The 258-nt window shown below is 69.0% G+C and carries 1 protein-coding gene; it reads right to left on the reverse strand.

The window, feature by feature from the left end:
* On the reverse strand, positions 1-258 hold a 258-nt coding region (locus GTW43_RS03740; protein ID WP_237536382.1), incomplete at both ends, for an alpha-amylase family glycosyl hydrolase.

Consider the following 258-nt stretch of genomic DNA (forward strand, 5'->3'; position numbering starts at 1 on the left):
GGGCCACTGGTTCGCCTCCGCGAGCAGCACCGTGTCCGGATAGAGCGTGTCGATCTCCCTGCGGACCCGCTTCAGGAACGCGTGCGACGCGGGCAGGTTCTCGCAGTCGGTGCCCTCGGCCGCGTACAGGTACGGCACCGCGTCCAGGCGGTAGCCGTCGATGCCCAGGTCCAGCCAGAACCGCAGGGCCCCGAGGATCTCCTCCTGCACGCGCGGGTTCTCGTAGTTGAGGTCCGGCTGGTGGGAGAAGAAGCGGTG

Source organism: Streptomyces sp. SID5785 (genome assembly GCF_009870065.1).
In the GTDB taxonomy this organism is placed as follows: Bacteria; Actinomycetota; Actinomycetes; order Streptomycetales; family Streptomycetaceae; genus Streptomyces.